General features: G+C 69.6%; 22 protein-coding genes and 1 pseudogene. 20 read left to right on the top strand and 3 right to left on the bottom strand.

Features of this window, described 5'->3' with window-relative positions; all coding sequences use genetic code 11:
* Position 1: 1 nt before the first annotated feature.
* Positions 2–682: a metallophosphoesterase family protein gene (locus J7656_RS11180; protein WP_017342798.1), complete on the bottom strand. Its 681-nt coding sequence runs from the start codon at positions 680–682 to the stop codon at positions 2–4.
* A 489-nt stretch (positions 683–1,171) separates the two neighbouring features.
* A complete protein-coding gene (gene msrA, locus J7656_RS11175) occupies positions 1,172–1,711 on the bottom strand; it encodes a peptide-methionine (S)-S-oxide reductase MsrA (protein ID WP_017342799.1) in 540 nt (179 codons plus the stop codon).
* 485 nt (positions 1,712–2,196) lie between these two features.
* Between msrA and ribH the strand changes: the two genes are divergently transcribed.
* From ribH to J7656_RS11095, 16 genes are all read left to right on the top strand, one after another.
* Positions 2,197–2,601: a 6,7-dimethyl-8-ribityllumazine synthase gene (gene ribH / locus J7656_RS11170; protein WP_017342800.1), complete on the top strand. Its 405-nt coding sequence runs from the start codon at positions 2,197–2,199 to the stop codon at positions 2,599–2,601.
* 29 nt (positions 2,602–2,630) lie between these two features.
* A complete protein-coding gene (locus J7656_RS11165; RefSeq protein ID WP_017342801.1) occupies positions 2,631–3,785 on the top strand; it encodes a pyridoxal phosphate-dependent aminotransferase in 1,155 nt (384 codons plus the stop codon).
* Between the two features lie 126 nt (positions 3,786–3,911).
* Positions 3,912–4,436 carry a universal stress protein gene (locus J7656_RS11160; RefSeq protein ID WP_211553301.1) on the top strand — a complete coding sequence of 175 codons (525 nt, stop codon included), beginning with the start codon at positions 3,912–3,914 and terminating at the stop codon, positions 4,434–4,436.
* A 132-nt stretch (positions 4,437–4,568) separates the two neighbouring features.
* A complete protein-coding gene (locus J7656_RS11155; RefSeq protein ID WP_017342803.1) occupies positions 4,569–4,997 on the top strand; it encodes a DUF5788 family protein in 429 nt (142 codons plus the stop codon).
* A gap of 121 nt (positions 4,998–5,118) precedes the next feature.
* The gene (gene gatC, locus J7656_RS11150) at positions 5,119–5,421 is read left to right on the top strand and encodes an Asp-tRNA(Asn)/Glu-tRNA(Gln) amidotransferase subunit GatC (RefSeq protein ID WP_017342804.1); all 303 of its coding nucleotides are present in this window, start codon (positions 5,119–5,121) and stop codon (positions 5,419–5,421) included.
* A complete protein-coding gene (gene gatA / locus J7656_RS11145; RefSeq protein ID WP_211553299.1) occupies positions 5,422–6,726 on the top strand; it encodes an Asp-tRNA(Asn)/Glu-tRNA(Gln) amidotransferase subunit GatA in 1,305 nt (434 codons plus the stop codon).
* Entirely contained in the window at positions 6,723–7,229 is a 507-nt protein-coding gene (locus J7656_RS11140; protein ID WP_211553297.1) for a DUF5797 family protein, read from the top strand. Before gatA ends, J7656_RS11140 begins: the two co-directional genes overlap by 4 nt.
* A 78-nt stretch (positions 7,230–7,307) precedes the next feature.
* Positions 7,308–7,772, top strand: coding sequence for an SHOCT domain-containing protein (locus tag J7656_RS11135; RefSeq protein WP_017342807.1), 465 nt, complete (start codon positions 7,308–7,310; stop codon positions 7,770–7,772).
* A 70-nt stretch (positions 7,773–7,842) separates the two neighbouring features.
* A complete protein-coding gene (locus tag J7656_RS11130) occupies positions 7,843–8,088 on the top strand; it encodes a YhbY family RNA-binding protein (protein WP_017342808.1) in 246 nt (81 codons plus the stop codon).
* Entirely contained in the window at positions 8,088–8,981 is an 894-nt protein-coding gene (locus tag J7656_RS11125; RefSeq protein WP_017342809.1) for a mechanosensitive ion channel family protein, read from the top strand. Before J7656_RS11130 ends, J7656_RS11125 begins: the two co-directional genes overlap by 1 nt.
* Before the next feature lie 106 nt (positions 8,982–9,087).
* Positions 9,088–10,425, top strand: coding sequence for a Trk system potassium transporter TrkA (gene trkA / locus J7656_RS11120; RefSeq protein WP_211553295.1), 1,338 nt, complete (start codon positions 9,088–9,090; stop codon positions 10,423–10,425).
* Between the two features lie 7 nt (positions 10,426–10,432).
* Positions 10,433–11,935 (top strand): TrkH family potassium uptake protein, encoded by a 1,503-nt coding sequence (locus J7656_RS11115; RefSeq protein ID WP_211553293.1) that lies wholly within the window; start codon positions 10,433–10,435, stop codon positions 11,933–11,935.
* 610 nt (positions 11,936–12,545) lie between these two features.
* Positions 12,546–14,084 (top strand): TrkH family potassium uptake protein, encoded by a 1,539-nt coding sequence (locus J7656_RS11110; RefSeq protein WP_004598233.1) that lies wholly within the window; start codon positions 12,546–12,548, stop codon positions 14,082–14,084.
* 70 nt (positions 14,085–14,154) lie between these two features.
* Positions 14,155–14,604: a universal stress protein gene (locus J7656_RS11105; protein ID WP_121596203.1), complete on the top strand. Its 450-nt coding sequence runs from the start codon at positions 14,155–14,157 to the stop codon at positions 14,602–14,604.
* A gap of 110 nt (positions 14,605–14,714) precedes the next feature.
* Positions 14,715–15,533, top strand: a complete 819-nt coding sequence (locus J7656_RS11100) for a universal stress protein (RefSeq protein ID WP_211553291.1) — start codon at positions 14,715–14,717, stop codon at positions 15,531–15,533.
* An 81-nt stretch (positions 15,534–15,614) separates the two neighbouring features.
* Positions 15,615–17,315 carry an acyl-CoA mutase large subunit family protein gene (locus J7656_RS11095; protein ID WP_211553289.1) on the top strand — a complete coding sequence of 567 codons (1,701 nt, stop codon included), beginning with the start codon at positions 15,615–15,617 and terminating at the stop codon, positions 17,313–17,315.
* A gap of 106 nt (positions 17,316–17,421) precedes the next feature.
* Here the strand turns inward: J7656_RS11095 and J7656_RS11090 are convergent, their stop codons facing one another.
* Positions 17,422–17,658 carry a DUF7999 family protein gene (locus tag J7656_RS11090; protein ID WP_017342814.1) on the bottom strand — a complete coding sequence of 79 codons (237 nt, stop codon included), beginning with the start codon at positions 17,656–17,658 and terminating at the stop codon, positions 17,422–17,424.
* Between the two features lie 120 nt (positions 17,659–17,778).
* Here J7656_RS11090 and J7656_RS11085 point away from each other — a divergent pair, with 120 nt between their 5' ends.
* The 4 genes and pseudogenes from J7656_RS11085 to coaBC all read left to right on the top strand — a co-directional run bounded on the left by J7656_RS11085 (position 17,779) and on the right by coaBC (position 22,000).
* Positions 17,779–18,543, top strand: coding sequence for a 4-phosphopantoate--beta-alanine ligase (locus tag J7656_RS11085; RefSeq protein ID WP_017342815.1), 765 nt, complete (start codon positions 17,779–17,781; stop codon positions 18,541–18,543).
* A gap of 54 nt (positions 18,544–18,597) precedes the next feature.
* Positions 18,598–19,047 carry an Lrp/AsnC family transcriptional regulator gene (locus tag J7656_RS11080; protein WP_004598227.1) on the top strand — a complete coding sequence of 150 codons (450 nt, stop codon included), beginning with the start codon at positions 18,598–18,600 and terminating at the stop codon, positions 19,045–19,047.
* Positions 19,048–19,148: 101 nt separating this feature from the next.
* A complete protein-coding gene (locus J7656_RS11075; protein ID WP_044965494.1) occupies positions 19,149–20,306 on the top strand; it encodes a DUF63 family protein in 1,158 nt (385 codons plus the stop codon).
* A 525-nt stretch (positions 20,307–20,831) separates the two neighbouring features.
* Positions 20,832–22,000 (top strand): annotated as a pseudogene (coaBC, locus tag J7656_RS11070) (bifunctional phosphopantothenoylcysteine decarboxylase/phosphopantothenate--cysteine ligase CoaBC).
* Positions 22,001–22,018: the final 18 nt, after the last annotated feature.

Raw genomic sequence — 22,018 nt, 5'->3', positions numbered from 1 at the left:
CCTACTTCCCCTCGTAGAGGCGCTCCGCGGTCGTCTCGGGGAGATCCGCTTCGCGGACCGCCTCGGCGACGCGGTCGACGTCGTACGCCACGCGGTGGGTCTCGACCGCGTCGGTCCCGTCGGCGGTCGTGTCGAGGACTGCGTAGCCGGCCCGCGGGTCGCCGTCGCGCGGCTGGCCGACGCTGCCCGGATTGAGCACGAATCCGCCGGCCACCCCCCGGAGTCCCTGAACGTGGGTGTGGCCGAGGACGATACCGTCGTACTCGCCCATGTGGCGGTCGAGGTTGGGGAACTCCTCCGGGTAGACGTAGGCGTCCTCGCGCTCGGCCGCGGGGTGCGAGTGGACGAGCAGGTACCGGTCGCCGGCGAACGTCTCCGCGCGCGGGAGGCCGCCGATCCACTCGCGCTGGTCGGCCGAGAGGGACGCCTTCGCGTGTTCGAGGCCCGCCTCGGCCATCCGGTTGGCGCCGTAGCGCTCCGGGGTCTCGACGGTGCGGTCGTGGTTCCCGCGCACCGTCGCGGCCGCGACGTCGCGCACGCGCTCGACGCACTCGGCGGGCCAGGGGTTGTAGCCGACCACGTCGCCGGCGCAGTAGATCCGGTCGACTGCGGGCATGTCGTCGAGCACCGTCTCCAGCGCGGGGAGATTCGCGTGGATGTCCGAGATGAGGCCGATCTTCATCGGGTGATTGTTCGACCGGCGGGAGGGAATAGATTGTGGCGAGAGGATTCGTTGGACGGCTGACCGGGTCGTGGGGGCTTCGCGAGAGATTTAAATATGGGTCCGCGGTGGCGCGTGCCTCCGAGTGGCCGCCTTCGGCGGCCGCGAGGAGCGCGCGCGAGGGAGTCGATGGTCCGGAGCGAAGCGGAGGACCATCGACGAGGCTGGGGAGGTGAGAGGTGCGGGGCGGTGCGGGGCGGGACTCGAAGGGGCAGTCGCGAGGGCGGCGCAGGCGACGTAAGCACTGGAGGGAGTGAGCGAAGCGAACGACCGAAGCGCGCAGCGAGCGTGCGCCGCCCTCGCGACTGGGGCTTCGGCGGTGTTCCCTGTCGAGACGCAGTCAGGTGTTTATAAGCAAACGACTGGGGCTTCGGCGGTGTTCACCGCCGATCCGTATTCGATTATTTATAAGCGAGCGACTGAGAATTCGGAAGTATCCACCGCCGATTCTTACGCTTTGACCTTCTCGCGGAAGCGCTCGCGGACCTTCTCCACCTTGGGCTGGGCGTGCATCGTACAGTAGGCGTCGGCCGGGTTCTTTTCGAAGTAGTCCTGGTGTTTCTCCTCGGCGCGGTAGAACGTCTCCAGCGGCTCGATCTCCGTGACGACATCGTCGTCGTAGCCGCCCTCCTCGTCGAGCGCCACGACGTAGTTCTCTACGACCTGCCGCTGCTCGTCGTCGTGGTAGAGTACGATCGACCGGTACTGGCTCCCCACGTCCGGGCCCTGCCGGTTCAGCTGCGTCGGGTCGTGGACGGTGAAGAAGATCTCCAGGATGTCCTCGTAGGAGAGGGCGCCGGGGTCGTACTCGACCTGAACGACCTCCGCGTGGCCGGTGTTGCCGGAACACACCTCGCGGTAGGTGGGGTCGTCGGCGTGGCCGCCGGCGTAGCCGGAGGTGACGCTCTCGACGCCGTCGAGCTCCTTGAACGCCGCCTCGACGCACCAGAAGCAGCCGCCGCCGACCGTCGCGGTCTCGGTGTCTGTCATAGAGGCGTGTTGGCGTCGCAGACGTATTAATCACGCGTGGCACGAGACGTGAGCGTTGACTTGTTCGACTGTTTATGAGCCGTCGGTACTGGATCGACGACGGAGACCTCCAAAGCCCCAGTCGGCGAGGCGGCCGCACGCTCGCTGCGGTCCTCGGTCGCTCGCGCTGCTCGCTCCCTGTGGTCCTTGCGTCGCCTGCGCCCGCCTCGCCGACTGCCCCTTTGAGTCCCCCCCGACCGCTACCGCACCGCAGCCTCACACCTCCCCAGCCTCGCGGTTCGTTCGGGACTCCCTGCGGTCGTCCCTCACTCACCGCGCCCCTCGCGCGTGCCTGCGAGCGGCCGTCAGGCCGCTCGCAGGCACGCGCCACCGCGGTCCATTTATAAGCGATCGTCCGCCCAACCAGCTCCAGTCTCCGAACGCGTTCGCCCGGCAACCCTGCGGTCGAACGGTAGACCTTTGCCGCCTCCCGCGTCAGGTCCGGTATGGTCTCGCTGGGACTGGTGGTGGCGCGGTTCAACGACTCCGTCACGGAGCCGATGGCCGAGGCCGCCCGTGAGGCGGCCGCCGACCGCGACGCCGTCGTTGTCGACGAACTGAGCGTGCCGGGCGCGTACGACAGCCCGCTGGCCGCCGACCGGCTGGCGCGCCGAGACGACGTCGACGCCGTCGCGGTCGTCGGCGCCATCGTCACCGGCGACACCGACCACGACCGCGTCATCGCGAACGCGACCGCCGAGAAGCTCACGCAGGTGAGCCTCGACCGGGACACCCCGGTCACCTTCGGCGTGAGCGGCCCCGGGATGTCCGGCGCGGAGGCGCGCGAGCGGATCGACAAGGGCGCGGACGCGGCCGCGGCCGCGATCGACCTCGCCGAGGAACTCGACTGACAGACACGAGCCGACCACACACACCACACATGAGCGACGCATACGACTTCTCGGAGCGGATCGGACGCGTAGAGCCCAGCGCGACGCTGGCGATATCGAACCTCGCGGCGGAGAAGGAGGCGGAGGGCGCGGACATCGTCGACCTCTCGGTCGGCGAGCCCGACTTCGACACCCCGGAGAACGTCGTCGAGGCCGGCAAAGACGCCCTCGACGCCGGACACACGGGGTACACCTCCTCGAACGGCGTGCCCGAACTCAAGGAAGCGATCGCGGAGAAACTGCGCGGCAACGGCGTCGACGCCGACGCCGACGAGGTGATCGTCACCCCCGGCGGCAAGCAGGCGCTGTACGAGACGTTCCAGACGCTGATCGACGACGGCGACGAAGTCGTCCTGCTGGACCCGGCGTGGGTCTCCTACGAGGCGATGGCGAAGCTCGCCGGCGCCGACCTCTCGCGCGTCGACCTCGCGCCGCACGGCTTCCAGTTAGAGCCCGCGCTCGACGAGCTCGCGGAGACGATCTCGGACGACACCGCGCTGCTCGTCGTCAACTCCCCGTCGAACCCCACGGGCGCCGTCTTCTCCGAGGCCGCCTTAGAGGGCGTCCGCGACCTCGCCGTGGAGCACGACGTCGCCGTCATCTCCGATGAGATCTACGAACGCATCACGTACGGCGTCGAGCCGACCTCGCTCGCGAGCCTCGACGGGATGGCGGACCGCACCGTCACGATTAACGGCTTCTCGAAGGCGTACTCGATGACCGGCTGGCGGCTCGGCTACCTCCACGCGACCGAGGAGTTCGTCGGCGAGGCGGGGAAGCTCCACTCCCACTCCGTCTCCTGTGCGACGAACTTCGTCCAGCGCGCGGGGATCGAGGCCCTCGAAAACACCGAGGAGTCGGTCGAGGAGATGCGCGACGCGTTCGAGTCCCGCCGCGACCTCCTCGTCGACCTGTTCGACGAACACGGCGTCGATGTCGACGTCGGCGACGGCGCCTTCTACATGATGATCCCGGTCGACGACGACGACCAGGCGTGGTGCGAGCGCGCCATCGAGGAGGCGTCGGTCGCCTGCGTCCCCGGCAGCGCGTTCAACGCGGACGGCTTCGCGCGGATCTCCTACGCCGCGAGCGAGGAGCGCCTCCGCGAGGCGGTCGACCGCCTCGTGGCGAACGACCTGTTGTAGCTCGTGGCAAACGACCTGTTGTAGCTCGTCGCGTCGACCGCGCGGCCCCGACCCCGACGCTCCCGCCGGGTTCGCTCCGCCGCCAACGTTTTGTGTCAGCTCGGCGAAATTCGCACGGACCACACCATGTACCAGACAATCCTCTACCCGACTGACGGAAGCGAGGGATCGGCGGCCGTCGCCGACCACGTCCGGGAGCTCGCGGCCGCGTTCGACGCGACCGTCCACGTCCTGTACGTCGTCGACGCGCGAGGCGCCAACTACGGACTGAGCGGCGCCTTCCTGACGGACGAGGGGTCGGGCGTCCAGGCCGATCCGGCCCCGGACGACGACAGCGGCATGGTCGGCGAGGGCACCGACGCGGCGGCGACGCGGTCGGCGCTCGTCGAGCGCGGCGAGGAGATCGTCGAGGCCGCGGCCGCGGCGCTCCGCGACGGCGAGGCGCCGCCGGAGACCGTCACCGCCGTCGAAACGGGCACGCCGCACTCGGCGATCTTGGAGTACGCCGACGAGAACGACGTCGACCTCGTGGTGATGGGAACCCACGGTCGGACCGGCGTCGAGCGGTACCTGCTCGGCAGCGTCGCGGAGAAGGTCGTCCGGCTCGCGGACGTGCCGGTGACGACGGTGCGGGCGGACGAGGGCGAGTGACGGTCCGAGCGGACGACGGCGAGTGACGGCGGCCCGAGCGGACGAGGGCGTCCGAGCAGGCGCCGACGCCCGGTCCGACGGCTCGGGCCCGCCGGGCGACGGCTTTTCCGGCTTCGCCGACCACGCTCTCCCATGAGCGACTCGGAGCGAACGGCGATCGGCGACGACGTTCGTGAGACCCTCCTCGACCGCGTGACCAGTCAGAGCGCCACGGTCGGCGCGAGCGTCCCCGACGAGATCGAGGTCGACGGGACCGCGCTCGACCTCTCCGCGTTCATCGTCGAGACGCGGAAGGTCGACGCCGTCCCGCCCGCGCTCGACCGGAAAGTGACGGCCGCGCGCGACGCCCTCCGCGCGGAGCGGGAGCGGCGGCTCGACCGGTTGGAGACGGAGCCGATCGACCGGGAGACGGCCGAGGCGCTCGCCGAGGAGGTGATCGGTATCGACCGCGCGCTGAACGCCTTAGAGGGGATCCGCCGTCCGGGGTTCGCCGACGAACACCACGCCGACACGCTGGCGGGCCACGAGCGCTGGCTCGCGTTCGTCGACCAAGTGCGGTGAGCCGTCGCCGGGCCGACGCCGTTCCTCCGCTGGGACGACGCCGCCCCCGCCGGGACGCCACCGGTCCCTCGTCGGCCCCCTTCCGAAACCCTTACTCGCCGCCCGCGTGGTACGTTCGGGTATGAGCGACACCGCAGCGTCGGACGACGGCGAGACCGCCGTCGACGCCGAGGAGGTCAGACACGTCGCCGACCTCGCGCGGGTGCGGCTCGCCGACGACGAGGTCGACGAGTTCGCGGCGCAGTTCGGCGACATCTTGGAGTACTTCGCGGCGCTCGACGAGGTCCCCGAGACCGAGCGCGAGGAGGAACTCGTCAACGTGATGCGCCCGGACGAAATCGAGGAGGGGCTCACGCAGGAGGAGGCGCTCGCGAACGCCGAGGAGACGGAGGACGGCTTCTTCGTCGGGCCGAAGGTGTCGTAGATGGCGGCCGACATCAACGCCTTCGTCACGGAGGAGACGATCGAGGGCGACGCCGACACCGAAGGCCCCCTCGCGGGGCGGACGGTGGCAGTCAAGGACAACATCTCCACCGCGGGGATCCGGACGACCTGCGGATCCGAGATGCTCGCCGACTACGTCCCGCCCTACTCCGCCACCGTCGTCGACCGACTGACCGAGGCGGGTGCGACGGTCGTCGGCAAGACGAACATGGACGAGTTCGGGATGGGGACGACGACGGAGACCTCCGCGTTCGGCCCCACCAAGAACCCGGTCGACACCGACCGCGTCCCGGGCGGCTCCTCCGGGGGCTCTGCGGCCGCGGTCGCGGCGGGCGAGGCCGACGTCGCGCTCGGCTCCGACACCGGCGGGTCGGTGCGCTGCCCGGCCGCCTTCTGCGGGGTCGTCGGGATCAAGCCGACCTACGGACTCGTCTCCCGGTACGGGCTCATCGCGTACGCGAACTCCCTCGAACAGATCGGGCCGATCGCGGGCACCGTCGAGGAGGCGGCCGCCGCGCTCGACGTCATCGCCGGCGACGACCCGAACGACGGGACGACGCGCGAGCTCGCCGAGGTCGACGGCGCCGACCCCGACGCGAGCTACGCTGCGGCCGCCGACGGCGACGTGGATGGCCTCACTGTGGGAGTCCCCACGGAGCTGTTCGAGGGCGCCGACGAGCGCGTCGTCGAGACGGTCGAGGCCGCGATCGACGACCTCGAAGCGCAGGGCGCCGAGACGACCGGGATCTCGCTTCCCTCCGTCGAACACGCCGTTCAGGCGTACTACGTGATCGCGATGGCGGAGGCCTCCTCGAACCTCGCGCGCTTCGACGGCGTGCGGTACGGGAACCGCGCCGAGTCGGACGGCAACTGGAACGAGTCGTTCGCGGAGACGCGCGAGGAGGGGTTCGGCGCGGAGGTCAAGCGCCGGATCCTGCTCGGCACGTACGCGCTCTCGGCCGGCTACCACGACAAGTACTACGAGAAGGCGCAGGACGCCCGCGCCTGGGTCCGGCAGGACTTCGAGGACGCGTTCGACGACGTCGACGTGATCGCGTCGCCGACGATGCCGGTCCTCCCCTTCGAGCTCGGCGAGAGCCTCGACGACCCGCTGCGGATGTACCTCGCGGACGCGAACACGACCCCCGTCAACCTCGCGAACCTGCCCGCGATCTCGGTGCCCGCCGGCGAGGCCGACGGGCTCCCAGTCGGGCTCCAGCTCGTCGGGCCGAAGTTCGGCGAGGAGACGATCGTTCGCGCCGCGAGCGCGGTCGAGGAGCGATGAGCCTCACCGACGAGGAACGCGGGCGGCTCGCGGACGTGGTCCGCCTCCAGCCGACGAAGAACGGCGAGCTGCAGGACGCCTGGGAGATGGAGAGCGGCAGCGAGGTCCACGGCTACCTGGAGAACCACCTGAAGGAGTACTACTACCGCGACGACGACAGCCTGATCCGCGCGACGGCGGAGGCGAACGACCTCGTCGACGTCGAGCCCGGGATCGAGCCCGACGCGGTCGCGAAGGGCAGTGTCCCCGAGACGATCCGCGTTCCGGAGCTGGAGTCGCAGGTCGTGGACGTCCTCGCCGGCCCCGACGAGCGCTCGCAGTCGGTCGTCAGCGTGCTCAACGCCCTCCGCGAGGCGTACGACGTCGACCCGGAGGTCGACGCGGTGCGCCGGGCGCTGCGCAGCCTCGAACGCAAGAACGTCGTCGAGGTCGTCTACCGCACCGTGCCGACGTTCCGGCTCGCCGTCGACCGCGACGAGATCACGGTCGAGATCGAAGAGTAGGCGTCCGCGACGCCCCGGCGAGCACGACGCCTCCGCTCGTCGACACGATTTTGTACCGCGACGGAGACCGTCACGCCGATGGCCGACGACGAGACCCTCCGCGAGCGGTTCCGCCGCAACGCGAGCGGCATCGCCGCCATGGTGGTGACCGGGACGTGGCTGGCGGCGATGTTCCTCGACGCTGGGTGGTGGCTCCCGTTCATGCTGTTCGGGTACATCGTGATCGTCCCGATCGTCTCGATGCTGTTCGACGAGGAGGAGGCGGAGTCCGTTCACGTCGAGTCGGAGTCGGGCTCGGTCCGCGTCGAGCGCGGGAAGACGGTGGAGCGCGACGAGGCGACCGAGGACACGACGGACGCCTTGGAGCGGCTGCGGACCCGCTACGCGAACGGCGACCTCACGGACGAGCAGTTCGAGCGGAAGCTGGATCGGCTGCTGGAGACCGAGACACCCGAGGACGCGGCCGAGTGGGCCCAGCGTAACCGAGATGCGCGGCAGGACCGCGGGGCGGGACGGGAGCGCGACGTCGAGCGGGAGCAGTGAGGCTGGGCGCCGAGCCGCTTCGGCGCGGCCGAACCTCAAGCTTCAATGCGCGCGGCCGACTCGACCGCGTATGAGCGACCAGGAACTGCGGAAGGAGGCCCACGACCTCGACGTCACCGTTTGGGTCGGCAAGAAGGGCGTCGACGCGGTCGTCGACGAAACGTCCGACCAGCTCGACGACGCAAAGCTCGTGAAGGTGAAGTTCCTCCGCGCGGCCCGCGGCGGGACATCAACCGAGGAGCTCGCGGAAGAGCTTGCCGAGGCGGTCGGCGCCGACCTGATCGAGACCCGCGGGAACACGGCGGTGCTGCACTGATGGGCGCTCCCGCGGGAACGTTCGGCCCCCTCGCCATCGCGGGGACGCTGGAACCGTACCTCGGCCCGGTGACCGGGATCGTCGTCGACGCCGCGATCTTCCTCGCGGTCGTCGTCGCGACGTACGTCATTTATAAATCGGTCGTCACGTCGCTCCTCCGCCGGGTGTTCGACAGGCAGGGGCTCGACGAGCACGCGCGGCGTCCGCTCCAGAAGATCGTGGCGTTCCTCGTGCTGTTCGCCGGCGTCACGGTCGCGTTCGGCGCGGCGGGCTACCAGGGGTTCCTGCGCTCGCTGGCGACGATCGCGGCCGCGGCGACGCTCGCGATCGGCTTCGCCCTACAGGACGTGATCAAGAACTTCGTCGCGGGCGTCTTCATTTATACGGACAAGCCGTTCCGCATCGGCGACTGGATCGAGTGGAACGACAACTCGGGGGTCGTCGAGGACATCTCCTTCCGGGTCACCCGGGTCCGCACGTTCGACAACGAGCTGCTCACGGTGCCGAACCACGCCCTGACGAGCGACGTGGTGAAGAACCCGGTCGCGAAGAAGACGCTCCGCCTGAAGTTCGTCTTCGGCATCGACTACGAGGACGACGTCGAGAAGGCGAGCGAGATCATCGTCGAGGAGGCCGAGAAGAGCGACGCGATCTTAGCCGACCCCGCGCCCTCGGTCCGGCTCACGGAGCTGGCCGACTCCTACGTCGGCCTCCAGTCGCGGATCTGGATCGACGACCCCTCGCGAGCCGACTTCGTGAAGGCGCGCGCCGACTACGTGAAGGCCGTCAAGGCGCGCTTCGACGAGGAGGGGATCTCGATCCCCTTCCCGCAGCGGACCGTCTCGGGGCGCAACGAGTGGACGGACCCATCCTCGTTCGGCGGGGGCGACTGAATCGAGCGGCCGCACCCGACGGCGAGTCGTCGGCCGCCCCGACGCGGCCCGCGTCGTCCGTGCGGCGATAGTAACGAACTTGAGGGCTCGGTAACTGGGTGTGCCCATGCACGTGGTCGTCATCGGGGCCGGCGAGGTCGGGACGAGCATCGCCGCGAGTCTCGCGTCGGACCACGAGGTCGTCGTCGTCGACGTCGACCCGGACCGGGCGGAACAGCTCAAGTACGAACTCGACGTGCTCACCATCGCCGGCGACGGCACGTCCTCCGAGATCCAGTCGGCCGCCGAAGTCGACCGCGCGGACATGGTCATCGCCTGTACCGACGACGACCAGACGAACCTCGTCGCCTGCGGCACCGCGAAGACGCTCGGCGACGGGTTCACGATCGCCCGCGTGAAGAGCACCGACTTCCTCCGCACCTGGCAGGGCAACGAGGGCGCCTTCGGCGTCGACTTCATGGTGTGTACCGACCTCCTGACCGCGGAGAACATCGTCCGCGTCATCGGCCTCCCGGCCGCGGTCGACGTCGACCCGTTCGCCGGCGGCCTCGTCCAGATGGCGGAGTTCGAGATCGCGGCGGGGAGCCCCGTCGCCGAACAGACCGTCTCGGAGGCCGACCGCTTCGAGTCGCTCACGTTCGTCGGGCTGTTCCGCGACGGCGAGATGACTATCCCGCGCGGGGACACCGACATCGCCGTCGGCGATCGCGCGGTGGTGATCGGGAGCCCCGAGAGCGTCCAGTCGTTCGCGACCGACGTCGCGCCGGAGACGACCCCGGACCGCGCCGACGAGATCGTCGTCGTCGGCGGCAGCGAGATCGGCTACCAGACCGCCCGGCTGCTTGAGGAGCGCGACTTCAAGCCGCGGCTGATAGAGCGGGACGCCGACCGCGCGCGGTGGCTCGCGGAGAACCTCCCGAACACCGTCGTGATGGAACACGACGCCACCGACACCGAGTTCCTCTCCCGGGAGCACGTCGACGAGGCCGACATCGTCGTCACCGCGCTCCGCTCGGACGAGAAGAACCTCCTCATCTCCGTGCTCGCCAAGCGGCTCGGCGTCGACCGCGTGATCGCCGTCGTCGACAGCCCGGACTACGTCACCGTCTTCGAGGAGATCGGCATCGACATCGCGATCAACCCCCGCACCGTGACCGCCGAGGAGATCACCCGGTTCACCTACGAGAGCGTCGCGGAGAACATCGCGGTGCTGGAGAACGACCAGGCGGAGGTCCTCGAGCTCGAACTCACCGAGGGGTGCGGGCTCGTCGGGCGACCCATCTCGGAGGTCGTCGCCGAGAGCGAGGTGCGGTTCGTCATCGGCGCGATCACGCGCGACCACCGGCTGGTCACCCCCCGCGGGGACACCGTGCTTCAAGCGGGCGACCACGTGATCCTCCTCGTGGAGTCGGAGTCGGTGGGCGAGATCGCGTCGATGGCCTGAGAAACTCGTGAACACCAAGATCCGAGTCGGGTGGCGGGCGAGCGTGGGGCTCACCGGCGACGTCCTCGCCGCGCTCTCCGTTCCCCTGTCCTTCCCCCTCCTCATCGCGCTCTACTACGGGGAATCGCCGCTGCCCTTCGTCGCGGCGATCGCCGTCTCGCTCGCGCTCGGCGCGGCGTTCCGGTCGATCCAGGACCCGTCGGTCAACCTCGGGCCCCGGGAGGCGTTCCTCGCGGTGGCGCTGATCTGGTTCCTCGTCGCCGCGGTCGGCGCGATCCCGTTCGTCGTCGCGGGCGTGGGCACCGTCGCGCACCCGGTGAACGCCATGTTCGAGGCGATGAGCGGGCTGACGACGACCGGCGCGACCGTGTTGCGCGACTTCTCGCTCCACGCGAAGTCCGTCATGATGTGGCGGCAGGTGATCCAGTGGCTCGGCGGACTGGGGATCCTGATCTTGGCGACCGCGGTCCTCTCCGAGATCGGGGTGGGTGGCGCGCAGCTGATGGAGTCGGAGTCGCAGACGCAGGACGTCAACAAGCTCACGCCGAAGATCTCGCAGACCGCGCAGCTGATCTGGGGGATCTACTTCGGGCTCACGGGGCTCGCGATCGCCGTCTACTTCCTGCTCGGACTCGCGGTCGACCCGCAGATGGACCTGTACAACGCGGTCGCCCACGCGTTCACGTCGGTCGCGACCGCCGGGTTCTCGCCGGAGCCGCTCTCGGTCGGCGCGTTCCACCCGCTCATCCAGTGGGCGGTCGTCCCGTTCATGGTGATCGGCTCGACCAGCTTCGTGCTCATCTACTTCGCCATCAACGGCGAGCCGATGCGCCTGCTGCGAAACGAGGAGTTCCACTTCTACCTCGGCGCGATGGGGACGCTCGCGTCGGTCGTCGCGCTCGGCCTGTTCCTCGACCCCAGCACGACCTTCGGCGCCGAGGGAACGGTGCGTCACGCCGTGTTCAACGTCGCCTCCATCGTGACGACGACGGGGTACGCCAGCACCGATTACGTACAGTGGGCGCCCGCCGCGAAGCACATGCTGTTCATGGGGATGTTCGTCGGGGGAATGGTCGGGTCGACCACCTGCTCGATCAAGTCGCTGCGGTGGCTGGTCGCGCTGAAGTCGTTCCGCCGGAACCTCTACACCGCGATCCACCCGGAGTCCGTCCGGCCGGTCCGGATCTCGGGGAAGCCGATCGACGAGGGCGCGATCCGCGACATCTACGCGTACCTCCTCCTCAGCATCGTGATCTTCTTTCTGCTCGCCATCGTCATCGTCGTCGACGCCGAGCGAGGGAACGCCACCGTGACGGAGTTCGAGGCGCTCGGCGCCGCGGCGACCACGTTCCTCAACATCGGGCCGGCGTTCGGCGACGCGGGTCCGTACGGAACGTTCGCGACGTTCCCGCTGAGCACCCGCGCCGTGATGATCGTCCTGATGTGGATCGGCCGGATAGAGATCATCCCGGTCCTCGTGCTGTTCACGAAGGCGTTCTGGACGTCGTAGCATCCCTCGGCGGCCGAGTTTCGAGCGACGGAGTCGGCGTCGATATAACTTCATTTTTAAATTGGATTCTCAAACCGAATGCCTTGTAGGCGATCGATGCCGGGAGTAGGTATCACACAGTTGTGGAGTGGTCGTTTATAAATAATCGAGCCGTGCTGCTGTTGGCGGTTTATGAGTTGCTGACGGCTCTGTGGTGGCAATTTTCAAAGCCCCAGCCGCTCGGCTGTACGACACTACAGTTTATAAACTGCTCATCGATCGCCAACACCTCCAAAGCCCCAGCCGGGAGGACGCCGCACACTCGCTGCGCTCCTCGCTCGCGTTGCTCGCTGCGGTGCTTACGTCGTCTGCGGCGTCCTCCCGGCTGCCCCTTTGAGTCCCACCCCCGCACGGCGACCGCACCTCACGCCTCCCCAGCCTCGTCGATGGTCCTCCGCTTCGCTCCGGACCATCGACTCCCTCGCGCGTGCGGTTCGCGGCCTGTCGGCCGCTCACTGGCACGCGCCACCGCACCGTCTTTTACGATTTTTAAGAATCCACGGACCCCTACCGACGGCTTCTTATCGCATCGGAAAGCTACGACGCACATCGGAACCTCTGAGGGACACCCGTGACACGAACGACGGTCGACGTACGAGCGACGCTCAGCTACACCGGGACTATCGTGAAGCTCCTCTCCGCGTCGATGAGCGTCCCGCTCGTCGTGGCGCTGATCTACGGGGAGGACGCGCTCACGTTCGCGGTCTCGATGACGATCGCGGTCGCGGTCGGCGCGGGAATGGAACGGCTCGACGACGAACCGGACCTCGGCCCCAGAGACGCGCTGGCGGTCGTCTCGCTGGCGTGGCTCATGGCCGCGGTCGTCGGCGCGATCCCGTACGTCATCGCGGGCTACGGTACCCCCTCCGCGCTCGGACACCCGGTGAACGCGCTGTTCGAGTCGATGAGCGGCTTCACCACGACGGGGGCGACCGCGACCGCGGAGATCAGCTTCGAGCGGCACTCGCACGCCGTGTTGATGTGGCGGCAGCTCACCCAGTGGCTCGGCGGGATGGGGATCATCGTGCTGATGGTCGCGATCCTGCCCCAACTCGCCGTGAACGGCGCGGAACTGATGAAATCTGAGGCGCCGGGGCCGGGCCTCCAGAAGCTCACGCCGCGGATCGCGGAGACGGCGCGGGCGCTCTGGCTAATCTACGCGGGGTTCACGGCCGCGCTGATCGCGATCCTGTTCGGCCTCGGCCTCACGCCGCTCGCGCCGAACATGGACCTGTACAACGCGATCGCCCACGGCTTCTCGACGCTGCCGACGGGAGGATTCTCCCCGCAGGCGGAGAGCATCGCGGCGTTCTCGCCCGTCGTCCAGTGGGTGTTCGTCCCGTTCATGGTGATCGCCGGGGTGAACTTCGCGCTGTTCTGGTACGTGCTGCGCGACGACCCGCGAGAGATGTTCGGAAACACCGAGTTCCGCATGTACCTCGGGCTGGTGACCGGGTTCGCCGCGGTGCTCGCGGTCGGGCTGTTCTACGGCGGCGCGCCCGAGACGGGTATCGGCGGGGTTACGGAGGGCGTGACCGAGAGCGCGCTCAGACACGGTGCCTTCCAGATCGCGTCGCTTTTGAACTCGACTGGGTTCGCGACCGCGAACTTCGCGGAGTGGGACACCCAGACCAAGTTCTTCCTGCTGTTCGTGATGTTCGTCGGCGGCTCCGCGGGCTCGACCGGGGGCGGGATCAAGGTCATCCGGTGGCTCATCCTGTTGAAGGTGCTGTACCGCGAGCTGTACACCACGGCGAACCCCGACGTCGTCCGGCCGGTGCGGCTCGGCGGCGAGGTCGTCGACGAGGACGTGATCCGCGGCATCCTCGTGTTCACGCTGCTGTACTTCCTCGTGTTCGCGCTCTCCGCGGTGTTCATCGAACTCGACACGACGCGGGTCGGGGAGGGCCTCACCGGGACGCAGGCGTTCGCGGCGTCGCTCGCGACCATCGGGAACATCGGGCCGGGGCTCGGGCCGCTCGGGCCCTTCGGGAGCTACGAGTTCCTGCCGAACGCGACGAAGCTGCTGATGATCGGGCTGATGTGGATCGGGCGGCTGGAGATCGTCCCCGTGCTCGCGCTGTTCGTCGCCGGCGTCGACGAGCGGTGAGCGGGCGCCCGTGTTACGGACCCGGTCGCGGGAGGCACCTTCTTAAACGGCGGCGGGCGTAGTACCTCGTATGAACGGAACCGACGAGACAGACGACACCGGCGGTCGGGACCTGCTCGCTCACGTGCTCCTCCCGGTCGCGAACGAGGAGGACGCGCTGGCGACGGCGCGGGCGCTCGAACCGTACGAGACCGGGCGCGTGACCGCGCTCCACGTCGTCGAGAAGGGCGAGGGCGTCCCGGACAAGACCCCGGTCGAGCAGTCGGAGGAGCTCGCGGCCGAGTCGTACGCGGCGGTCCGGACGGTGTTCCCGGACGCGGGCGAACACACCGCGTACGCACGCGACGTGGTCGAGGCGATCTTCGACGCCGCGGCGGAGGAGGACGCGAGCGCGATCGCCTACCGGCCGCGCGGCGGGAACCGGCTCGTCCAACTGCTCTCGGGCGACCTGTCGACCGAGCTCGCGACCGACGCGCCGGTGCCGGTCGTCGCGCTCCCCCGCGCGGATTCGGACGAATGAGCCGTCGCCGCCCTCGTGGGGCCGGCTCCGCCGGGCGCTGATCTGTACCCCAACCGATGCCACGCGCCGACGACCGACCGACGCCGGGCAGCGGGGGACGACCGACGGTCATGGTCGCGCTCTCGAACCCGCGGACCGAGGCGGCGCTCGTCGCGCTCGCCGGCGCCTTGGCCGAGCATAGGGGGGGCCGCCTCCTCGCGGTCCACGTCGTCACCGTCCCCGACCAGACGTCGTTAGAGAAGGCCGCGGAGAACAGGGCGAAGCTCGACGAGTCCTCCGCGGAGCTGCTCTCGGCCGCCGTCGATGACGCAGAGGGATTCGACGCGCCGGTCGCGACGAAGACGGTCCTCTCGCACCGCGGGATCGAGGAGGTGTTCGACGCCGCGCGGCGGAACGACGCCGACGCCGTCGTGATGGGCTACGGCGGGGCGCGGTTCGCCGGCGGGCGCGTCGAGGGCTCGCTCGACGAGCTCGCCCGCGACCTCCCCTGCGACTTCCTCGTGTTCGACGGCGACCGGCTCGACGTCGGCGAGGTGCTCGTCCCGACCGCCGGCGGGCCCTCCTCCGACCTCTCCGCCGAGGTCGCGCTCGCGCTCCGAGAGGGCGTCGGGGCGAACGTCTCGCTGCTCCACGTCGTCGACGAGGGCGGCGAGGCGTCGGGCCGCGAGTTCCTCGCCGGGTGGGCCGAGGGGCACGGCCTCGGGGACGCCGACCTGCGCGTCGAGACCGGCGACGTCGAGGCGGCGATCGGTCGCGTCGGCGAGGGGTACGACCTCGTGATCGTCGGCGCGACGGAGCGCGGCCTCCTCTCCCGGATCGTCCGCGGGTCGCTCGCGCTCGAGGCCGTCGAGCGGCTCGACACCCCTGTGTTGCTCGCGGAACGCCCCTCCGCGCGGTCGCTCCGCGACCGGCTGTTCGGCGGGCGCTGAGGCGAGCGGACGCTGCGACTGTCACCCGCCCCTTTCAGAATATAATGAATATTTATACGCGACCGGCGGGTAACGGGCGGTATGTACGACGACGAGGAGCTCTCCGCGATCCGCGAGGCGAAGGCGTCGTGGGAGGCGGAGACGCTCGACCCGACCCTCGACCGCCACGGCGAGCGGAACGAGCGGTTCGCGACCGTGTCGAACCGCGAGGTGGATCGCATATACACGCCCGACGACGTCGCCGACCTCGACTACGACGAGGACCTCGGCTTTCCGGGCGAGGCGCCCTACACTCGCGGCGTCTACCCGACGATGTACCGCGGCCGCACGTGGACGATGCGGCAGTTCGCGGGGTTCGGTACCGCCGAGGAGACCAACGAGCGGTTCCGCTACCTCATCGACGAGGGCCAGACCGGGCTCTCGACCGCCTTCGACATGCCCTCGCTGATGGGGATCGACTCGGACGACAAGATGTCGCTCGGCGAGGTTGGCAAGGAGGGCGTCGCGGTGGACACCTTACGCGACATGGAGGTGCTGTTCGACGGCATCGACCTCGCCGAGGTGTCGACCTCGTTCACTATCAACCCGAGCGCGCCGGTGATCTACGCGATGTACGTCGCGCTCGCGGACCGGCGCGGGATTCCGCGCGAGGAGCTGCGCGGGACCCTGCAAAACGACATGCTCAAGGAGTTCATCGCGCAGAAGGAGTGGGTGGTTCCGCCGGAGCCCTCACTCGAGTTAGTGACCGACACGATCGAGTTCGCGGTCGACGAAACGCCGAAGTTCAAGCCCATCTCGGTGTCGGGCTACCACATCCGCGAGGCGGGGTCGACCGCGGTCCAGGAGCTGGCCTTCACGCTCGCCGACGGCTTCGCCTACGTCGAGGCGTGCCTCGACCGCGGGCTCGACGTCGACGCGTTCGCCCCGCAGCTCTCCTTCTTCTTCAACTCGCACAACTCGCTGTTCGAGGAGGTCGCGAAGTTCCGCGCCGCGCGCCGCGTCTACGCGAACGTCATGGAAGACTGGTACGACGCGGAGGCCGAGGCGTCGAAGCGGCTGAAATTCCACACCCAGACCGCCGGGCAGTCGCTGACGGCCCAGCAGCCGCTGAACAACGTCGCGCGCGTCACGGTTCAGGCGTTAGCGGGCGTGCTGGGCGGCACCCAGAGCCTCCACACCAACTCCTTCGACGAGGCGCTCGCGCTCCCCTCCGAGCAGGCGGTGCGCGTCGCGCTCCGGACCCAGCAGATCATCGCCGAGGAGTCGGGCGCGGCCGACATCGTCGACCCGCTCGGCGGCTCCTTCGCGGTCGAGAGCCTCACAGACGAGACGGAGGAAGAGGCGATGGAATACATCGAGGAGATCAGAGAGATGGGCGACGGCTCCGTGCGCGACGGCGTCCTCCGCGGCATCGAGCAGGGGTACTTCCACCGGGAGATCCAGGAGTCCGCCTACGAGTACCAGGAGCGCGTCGACGAGGGCGAGGAGACGGTCGTCGGCGTCAACGCCTACGAGATCGACGAGGACACCCGGCCGGACCTGCTGAAGATCGACGAGACGACCCGCGAGCGACAGCTCGACCGGTTAGAGTCGGTGAAGGCCGAGCGCGACGACGAGGCGGTCGACGCCGCGCTCGGCGACCTCCGCGACGCCGTCGAGGCCGGAGAGAACGCCATGCCGGAGATCGTCGCGGCCGTGAAGGCGTACGCGACGATGGGCGAGATCATGGACGTGTTCGAGGCGGAACACGGGAGCTACCGCGAGCGGATCGGCGTCGCCTGACGGGCGGGAGAACGGAGAAACGGGCGGACCGACGGCGGTTCAGCGGGGGAACGTGAGCGGCGCCGCGCCGGCCGCGGCGACGCCGGGCCGGTCGAGGCGACGCCGCCTACGCCGTCTCGACCGACCGCGCGGACTCCGCGCACCACGCGTTGCCCCGGCGGCCCGCGCGCCGGAGGTCGAGCTCGACGACCGAGCCGACGTCGAGGGCCGACAGCTCGGCCTCCACGTCGGGGTCGTCGTACTCGACGACGTACAGCGTCCCGTTTCGCGGGTATTCGCGGAGCGTGATCGCCCCGTGGTCGTTGCACGCGTCGACGACCGTGTACTTGCCTGTGCGGTCCATCCCGTGTTGCGCTACACAGTGATCCTTGTTAACAGTTATCCGGGTGGGTGGCGCGGCCGCACGCACCCGTCACCCGGCCGCGAACGGTCCATTTTAATCGGGGCGCCGCCTCGCTCGGGTATGACGGAGACGGAGATCCCCGAGGACCACCCGCGGTACGCGTCGCTCGTGACGCGCCACCGGATCGAGGCGGGCGTCGAGAAGGGGATCACCTCGAAGCAGGGACTGATCGCGCAGGGGCGCGGCGAGGCGTTCGACTACCTCCTCGGCGAGCGCACGCTCCCGAGCGCCGACGACGCCGCGCGCGCCGCGGCCGCGACGCTCCTAGTCGCCGAGCGCCCCGTGATCTCGGTCAACGGCAACGTCGCGGCGCTCGCGCCGGCGGAGACGGTCGAGCTGGCCGAGGCGGTCGGCGCCGACCTCGAGGTGAACCTGTTCAACCACACCGACGAGCGCGTCCGGCGGATCGCCGACCACCTCCGCGAGCACGGCGCCGACGAGGTGAAGGGGCTCGCCGGCGACGGCGAGATCCCCGGCCTCGACCACGCGCGCGGCGTCGTCGACGCCGACGGGATCGAGGCGGCCGACGTCGTCGTGGTCCCGTTAGAGGACGGCGACCGCGCCGCCGCGCTCGACGCGATGGGGAAGACGGAGATCGTCGTCGACCTCAACCCGGGAAGCCGCTCGCCGCGGACGGCGGACGTGCCGATCATCGACAACCTCCTGCGCGCGGTGCCGAACGTGACGGCGCACGCGGAGGACCTCGCGGACGCGACGCCGGCGGAATTAGAGCGAATCGTCGACGAGTTCGACGCCGACGCCGCGCTCGACGCGGCCGAGGCGGCGATCCGCGAGGGGTCGTTCGCGGACGGGGAGGGAGAGTAGCCCTCACGCTTCCCCGCCGGAAGGCAAAAGCGTACGCCGCCCCTACACGGAACCATGGAACTCGACGAGACGGACCGGGCGATCCTGCGGATCCTCCAGGAGGACGCGCGGACCCCGTTCTCGGAGGTCGCGCGCCGGATCGACATGTCCAGCGCGACCGTCCACGACCGAGTCAGCCGCCTCGAGGAGGCGGGCGTCATCCGCGGGTACCACGCGGACATCGACCCGAAGGCGGTCGGGTACGGCGTCGGCGCGTTCGTCGGCCTGCGCGTCGAGCAGGGCCGCGAGGAGGACGCGCTCGAACGCCTCCGCGGCATCGACGGCGTCCGCGAGATCCACCTCACCACCGGCGAGTGGGACGTCATCCTCCGCGTCGTCGCGGCCGACACGGACCGCCTCCGGGAGCTGATGTTCGAGCGGATCGCGGAGACCGAGGGGTTCTCGCGCTCGCAGACGATGGTCATCCTCGGCACCGACTACGAGCAGCCCGGGCCGCCGCTGTAGGCGGACGCGCGGCGGGGCCGGCGGGACCGCTCGCAGTCTGGCGGCGCCGCCCACGCTACCGGACCGGAACGCTCAACTCGGGACCTCCCCGAACGGTGACCATGAGCACAGGAGTGGCCGACGGGTTCGACCCGTCGCCGGAGCGCGCGTGGGCGGCGGTCGTCGGCGGCGTCACGGCGCTTTTGGCGATCGGATCGGTCGTCTTCCCGCGCGTCGTCTACGACCGCTTCCTCTGGCGCTACTTCTGGGGCCCGGTCGTCGCCGACGGCGAGGGCGCGCAGTGCGCGGTCCGCGAGCCCGGCGGCACCACGGAGCTGCTCGGCAGCAGCGGGGCGTGTCAGGCGGCGCGGAGCGCCGGCGAGGTCGTGGCGGCCCCGGGCTACACCACCGTCTCGACGGTGAGCTACGTGGTGATCCTCCTGGCGATGCTGATCGGCGTCGTCTTCCTCCTCCGTCGGCTCGACATCGCGACGGAGCTCCGCTTCTTCTTCGCGCTGTTCCCGTTCATGCTGTTCGGCGGGGCGATGCGGACGGTCGAGGACGCGGGCGTCGCCGCGACCGACGCCGGTGTCGAGCCCCTAATCGCCTTCCCGGCGAGCGCGGTGCTGATCAGCCCGTTCATCTACTTCACGGTGTTCCTGTTCACGCTCGCGTGCGTTCTCGCGGCGTACGGCCTCGAACGCCGCGGCGTCGTCGACGACTACGCCCGCCCGCTGTTCGCGTCGGGCGCCGCGGGGCTCGCGCTCGCGGTCGGGTACCTCTCGTATCTCGCGGCCACGACCGGCTACGTCACCTTCTACCCGCAGGTACTCGTCCCCACGCTCGTCATCGCGACGGCCGCGACCGCGGTCACGTGGGCGATCGCGACCAGGCAGATCTCGACGATCCGGCAGGGCACCGGCGCGGCGGGGATCGTGATCATCTGGGGGCACGCGATCGACGGCGTCGCGAACGTGATCGGGCTCAACTGGATGCCCGCGCTGACCGGCACCCCGAACCTCGTGCCGAAACACGTCGTCAACGCGCTGATCGTCGACTGGACCGGGCGGCTGCTGCCGGAGTCGATCGTCTCCGTCACCGGCGACGCGTGGCCGTTCCTCCTCGTGAAGCTCGCGGCCGCGACGTTCGTCGTCTGGGTGTTCAACGGCGAGATGTACGAGGAGTCGCCGCGGTACACGCTGCTGCTGTTGATCACCGTGCTGGCCGTCGGGCTCGGGCCGGGCACGCGGGACATGCTTCGCGCGACGTTCGGGGTTTAAGTAGTCGATTCGGCTTCAGTTTGTTATTTATAAGCGATTCTCGTGGGTGGCGTCGTGAACACGTCCGAAGCCGCAGTCGCTCGCTTATAAACACCTGTTCGCAGATCGGTGGCAAACACCGCTAAATCCCCAGCCACCCGTTTATAAATAACCGTCCACAGATCGACTGCGAACACCTCCAAAGCCCCAGCAGTGAGGGCGTCGTACGCTCGCTGCGGTCCTCGGTCGCTCGCTCCGCTCGCTCTCTGCGGTCCTTGCGTCGCCTACGACGCCCTCACTGCTGCCCCTTTGAGTCCCGCCCCGCACAGCGCCTCACGCCTCCCCAGCCTCGTCAGTCGGCCTCCGCGATGCTCCGGCCGACTGACTCCCTCGCGCGTGCGGTTCGCGCCGCGCTGCGGCGCTCACCGGCACGCGCCACCGCCGACCATTTATAAGCAGTTTTCAGGAGAACACGCTGGGGTTAGTCATTTGACGCCGTTCCACAACGGCATCTTATAAGCCGTCGCGGGCGGAACGGACTCGGTAATGCTGGACGGGGTCAACGTCGCGCTCGGCGTCTCAGGGAGCATCGCGGCGGTGAAGGTCGTCGAACTCGCGCACGAGCTGCGCCGCCACGGCGCGAGCGTCCGCGCGGTCATGTCCCCGGCGGCGACGAACATCGTCCACCCGTGGGCGGTCGACTTCGCCACCGACGAGCCGGTCGTCACCGAGATCACCGGGAGCGTGGAACACGTCGAGCTCTGCGGCCGGGAGGGGTGGGCCGACGTGCTCCTGCTCGCGCCCGCGACCGCGAACACCGCCGGGAAGGTCGCGGCCGCGGTCGACGACACGCCCGTGACGACGTGCGCGACGACGGCCCTAGGCGCGGACGTGCCCGTCGTGATGGCGCCCGCGATGCACGAGCCGATGTACGACCACCCGGGCGTTTTGGACGCCTTGGACCGCTTGGAGTCGTGGGGGTCCGCTTCGCCGACCCGCGGATCGAGGAGGGGAAGGCGAAGATCGCGGCCGAGGAAGACATCGTGACCGAGGTCGCCCGCGCGACGACGCCCCAGACGCTCTCCGGGGCGCACGTCGTCGTCACCGCGGGGGCGACGAAAGAGCGGATCGATCCGATCCGAATCCTAACGAACCGCGCGTCGGGGAAGACCGGCCGGGCGGTCGCGCGGGCGCTGTACGTCCGCGGCGCCCGGGTGACGCTCGTTCAGGACGGGCCGGAGGTCCCCTACGCCGACGTCGTCGCGGTCGAGACCGCAGACGAGATGATGGACGCCTGTCGGCGGACCGCGGCGACCGCGGACGCGCTGATCTCCGCGGCCGCCATCTCCGATTTCACCGCCGACGCGGTCGACGAGAAGATCCGGTCCGGGTCGCCGCTGTCGGTCGAGCTGGAGCCGACGCCGAAGCTCATCGACTCGGTGCGCGAGGCGTACCCCGACCTCCCGATCGTCGGGTTCAAGGCCGAGACGTCGGGCGACGACGCGGCGATGGTCGCGGAAGCCGAGCGCATCCGCGATCGGGTCGGGCTGGCGTTCGTCGTCGCCAACGACGCGAGCGTGATGGGCGGCGACGAGACGCGCGTCCTGCTGGTCGGCGAGGACGGGACCGACCCGGAGGAGGCCGCCGGCTCGAAGGACGCGGTCGCCGGCCGCATCGCCGACCGCCTCGCGGCGACGCTCGACGCGTCGACGTGAGCGCCGGCTGACGCCCCC

Source organism: Halorubrum ruber (assembly GCF_018228765.1).
Lineage (GTDB): Archaea > Halobacteriota > Halobacteria > Halobacteriales > Haloferacaceae > Halorubrum > Halorubrum ruber.
This window is presented reverse-complemented; position numbering and strand designations above follow the sequence as displayed.